Here is a 226-nt window from a genome sequence, read left to right on the forward strand (position 1 = left end):
GTTTGAGAGTTTGAGCTCTCAAAACTGAGCAACGAGTGAGTAACTAGCCGACCTGGCTAGATTTTGTATTTGAATGTTTCCGCTACGGGAAACGATTCTCCATAGAAAGGAGGTGATCCAGCCGCACCTTCCGATACGGCTACCTTGTTACGACTTCACCCCAATCATCTATCCCACCTTCGGCGGCTGGCTCCTTGCGGTTACCCCACCGACTTCGGGTGTTATA

At 50.4% G+C, this 226-nt stretch carries 1 rRNA gene; it reads right to left on the reverse strand.

Annotated elements, in window-relative coordinates:
- Positions 1–105: 105 nt before the first annotated feature.
- Positions 106–226 (reverse strand): 16S ribosomal RNA (locus HP548_RS00160); the annotation flags it as partial.

It is taken from the genome of Paenibacillus taichungensis, assembly GCF_013359905.1.
GTDB classification, from domain to species: Bacteria; Bacillota; Bacilli; order Paenibacillales; family Paenibacillaceae; genus Paenibacillus; species Paenibacillus taichungensis.